This window comes from Mesorhizobium sp. M7A.F.Ca.US.014.04.1.1 (genome assembly GCF_003998745.1).
Classification (GTDB): Bacteria; Pseudomonadota; Alphaproteobacteria; order Rhizobiales; family Rhizobiaceae; genus Mesorhizobium; species Mesorhizobium ciceri.
In genome coordinates this window covers 1-3,333 of the sequence record NZ_RZRW01000607.1, presented here as the reverse complement: position 1 = coordinate 3,333, position 3,333 = coordinate 1, and the positions used below count along the sequence as shown (strand labels likewise).

3 protein-coding genes are annotated in these 3,333 nt (G+C 64.8%); 1 reads left to right on the top strand and 2 read right to left on the bottom strand.

From position 1 onward, the window contains the following. Together EOA22_RS28490 and EOA22_RS28485 are read right to left on the bottom strand one after the other, a co-directional pair. A partial coding sequence (locus tag EOA22_RS28490; protein WP_127390395.1) for an AMP-binding protein occupies positions 1-1,993 on the bottom strand: 1,993 nt, incomplete at its 3' end. Between the two features lie 123 nt (positions 1,994-2,116). After that, positions 2,117-2,524 carry a 4-oxalocrotonate tautomerase family protein gene (locus tag EOA22_RS28485; protein WP_013532540.1) on the bottom strand — a complete coding sequence of 136 codons (408 nt, stop codon included), beginning with the start codon at positions 2,522-2,524 and terminating at the stop codon, positions 2,117-2,119. Positions 2,525-2,637: 113 nt separating this feature from the next. Here EOA22_RS28485 and EOA22_RS28480 point away from each other — a divergent pair. Next, positions 2,638-3,333: LysR substrate-binding domain-containing protein (locus tag EOA22_RS28480; RefSeq protein WP_127390394.1), on the top strand; the 696-nt coding region annotated here is incomplete at its 3' end.

The window sequence follows — 3,333 nt, the reverse complement described above, 5'->3', positions numbered from 1 at the left end:
CTCCCGCCGCATGGCGTTCTTCCGGCCACAACGACTGCACCAGCATCTCGACAGCACCCAGCGACACCATCTCGCCGGCGATCTTGGCGAAGCGCTTGGCGCGGCCGCGAATGGTGATGAAGCCTTCGCGGTCGACAGCGACGATGTCGCCGGTGTCGTGCCAGCCCGTCAGCGGCTGCAATTCACCGGGGCGGTCCGATGTCATATAGCCCATCATCATGTTCGGTCCGCCGAGCCACAATTGGCCGGCATCGGAAATGCCTTCGATCGGCTCAAGCTTCATGCGCATGGCCGGCAGCAGCCGCCCGACGGTACCGTCGCGGCCATGGATTGCCGTGTTGACGGCAACCACCGGCGCCGCCTCTGTCAGCCCGAACCCTTCGATGATCTCGGCCTGGAAGCGTTCGCGATAGACGCGGCGGGTTTCCGGCTTCACCGCCTCGGCGCCGGCAACGACGAAGCGCAGGCTGGAAAAATCGCCGTCCTTGGCGGTACGCGCATAGTTGGCGAGGAACGTGTCGGTGCCGAACATAATGGTCGGTTTCCCCTTGCGCGCAACCTCGGGGATGATCTTGTAGTGCAGCGGCGAGGGGTAGAGGAACAGTTTTACCCCGGTGACCAGCGGCAGGATGGTGCCGCCCGTCAGGCCGAACGAATGGAACACCGGCAGCACGTTGAGCAGGATGTCGGCGGGCGAGATGGTGATGCGCGCCTCAGCCTGCATGGCGTTGGCGTAAAGGTTCTTGTGCGACAGCACGACTGCCTTCGGCGTGCCTTCCGAGCCCGAGGTGAACAGGATCACCGCCGGCTTGGCCGCGTCCTGTCGCTGCAGCGGCCAGCGCCACAGCAAGGCGGCGGCAAGCTTGTCCAGCGCGGTGACGCTCTCCCGCACATCCTCGAGCCAGAGAAGCCTGGCGCCGCCCTTTTCGACCGCCGCGACGATATCGGCAAGGTCGGCCTTCTCGACGAACGCGCGGGACGAAATCACGGTCCTTATCACCGCCGTGCGCACGGCCGCGGTGACGCTCGCCGGCCCGGCCGTGTAGTTGATCATCGCCGCCACCCGGCCGGCCGACAGAAGGCCGGTGAGCGACAGCACGACGCCATTGGCATTGGGCAGCATCACGCCGACTGCCTCGCCCGGAGCCGTTACCGCCTCGAAGCGCCTGCCCAGGACGCGGGCGCCGATGAACAGCTTGCGGTAGCTCAGCGCGCCGGAGATCACGTCCTCGATGATGATATGCGAAGCGCCGACGCGGTCGGCGGCATCGCGCATGGCCAGGAACAGGCCACGATCGAGGTTGGTGCCGAAGAGCCGCGCCTCGGCGACACGGTCGAACAGCGCGTTGGTGTTCGAGGCCTGCTCGGGGTTGCGCGCCACCAACTCAGTGATGGTCATCGGCTCCAGCACGCTGATCGACAGTTGCGGAAACCAGTGTCGTGGCGCCTTGTCCCCAGGCGTCAACGACACCGGCAGGCTGCGCGCGCCGCCGACGAAGATCGGCACGATCTTGGCATCGGCCTGCATGGCGATGCGGGTGACGGCACGAAACAACCGAAACGTCTTGACGTCGGGCTCGACTGCATCCGGCAGATAGACAGCGAGCCGGCCCTTGCCCTTCAGCACCCGCACCAGCCGGCGGCTGACGAAGACATGTTCGGCGTTGAAGGCGATGGTACGGCCAAGCTCGCGCCAAGGTTCGAGCCACGGCGAGCGCGCCGAGACCTCATCGAGAATATGCAGCGTGTCTTCCGGCAGCAGCGACAGCATCAGCGCCGGCTCGAAGCGCGATTGATGAGAGATGACGTAGATGACTGGGGCCTGCGCCTTGCGGGCGATCCTGATGCGGCTGTCTCCGATCCGGTAGGCAAGCTTGAACGGGACATAGAGCAGCGCCTGGGTGAAGCGTAGGCCGAGGCGGAATTTTTCCGCCACGCCAATCAGGAGCCAGGCCAGAACAAGACCCGCAAGCAGCGCCAGTGTCAGGATCATGCCGCGTCTCTCCCAACGTTTTTAGCATCTCGGCTCTTTGCGGCCGTGTCGGCCAGAACCTAGACGATGTGGGAGCAAGGTCAATGCGGAGCTTTTGCTTCCCTTGGTGCGGGAAGCTGCTTCTCACGCCGCCTGCAGCCGTCCACTGATGAAACGAAATTCCTGCGTCTTGCCGCCATAGCCGTAAGCGGCTGCCGGCACTTCATGCACGAAGGCGTAGCTCTCCTCGTGCACGCCGCCCAGCAGACGGCCGAAGGCTGCGAAGATCGCCTTCAGATAGGCCTCCAGCTCAAGCTTGGTGTTGGTGCCGTCGACCACCTTGATATCAAGCCAGAACGTGTTGGTGCCGTGCTCGGCCAGCGACTTGCCGCCGGCGAACCAGTGCTGCGGATCGACATAGGACACGGCAACTGCCGTGATCGTCGGGTCCTTGCGCAGCTGCGTCGCGGTGATTTCTGTGGCCTCCTTTGCGATGCGAGCGGAAAGCGCCGCGTCAGGTTTGCCGGTGACGCTGATGTTGATGATAGGCATTCTTCTTCTCCTTGGCTTGAGCGGCGTCCGATCGCCGTTGAAACAACCATGCCACCACCTTTTAGGCAAAAAAATCGAATTGTTTTTAAATGATACTTCGATAGTATCGAAGTATGGAAACGCTCGATCCCGATCTGCTCCGAACCTTCCTTGCTTTCGTCGACAGCGGCTCGCTGGCCCAGGCGGCTGCAAGCATCGGCCGTTCGCCCTCGGCGGTGACCGCCCAGATGCAGCGGCTGGAGGAAGTCGTCGGTGAGCCGCTGCTGGCGCCGCAGGGGCGGGGACGTGGTTTGACGCCGGCGGGTGAGGATCTCGTCGGCCACGCCAAGCGCATTCTTGCCGTCCATCGCGAGGCTTGGCTGGCGCTGAAGGGCGCCCGCGCTGCCGGGCGCGTTGCCATCGGCACGACGCAGGATTTTGCCGACAGCGGCCTGCCGGATCTGCTGCGTGCTTTCGCCGGCAGCCATCCGCGCGTCAGGATCGAACTGCGGGTCGGCCGTTCCGCCGAGTTGGCGCAGGCGCTGCAGTCTGGCGGCCTCGATCTGGCGATCGTCAGGCGCCAGACGGCAGCGGCGGAGGAAGTCGGGGTGCTGCGCGAGCCGATGATATGGCTATGCTCACAAAAGGGGCTGGCCACGCGGCAGGAGGAACTGCCGCTGGCGCTGCTCGATCCATATTGCGGTTTTCGCGAAGCGGCACTTGCCGCACTCGATGCCGCCGGCCGCCGCTACCGCATTGCTGCCGGCAGCGCCAGTCTGGCCGGCCTGCGCACAGCCGTGAACGCCGGTGTCGCACTGACGCTGCGAACG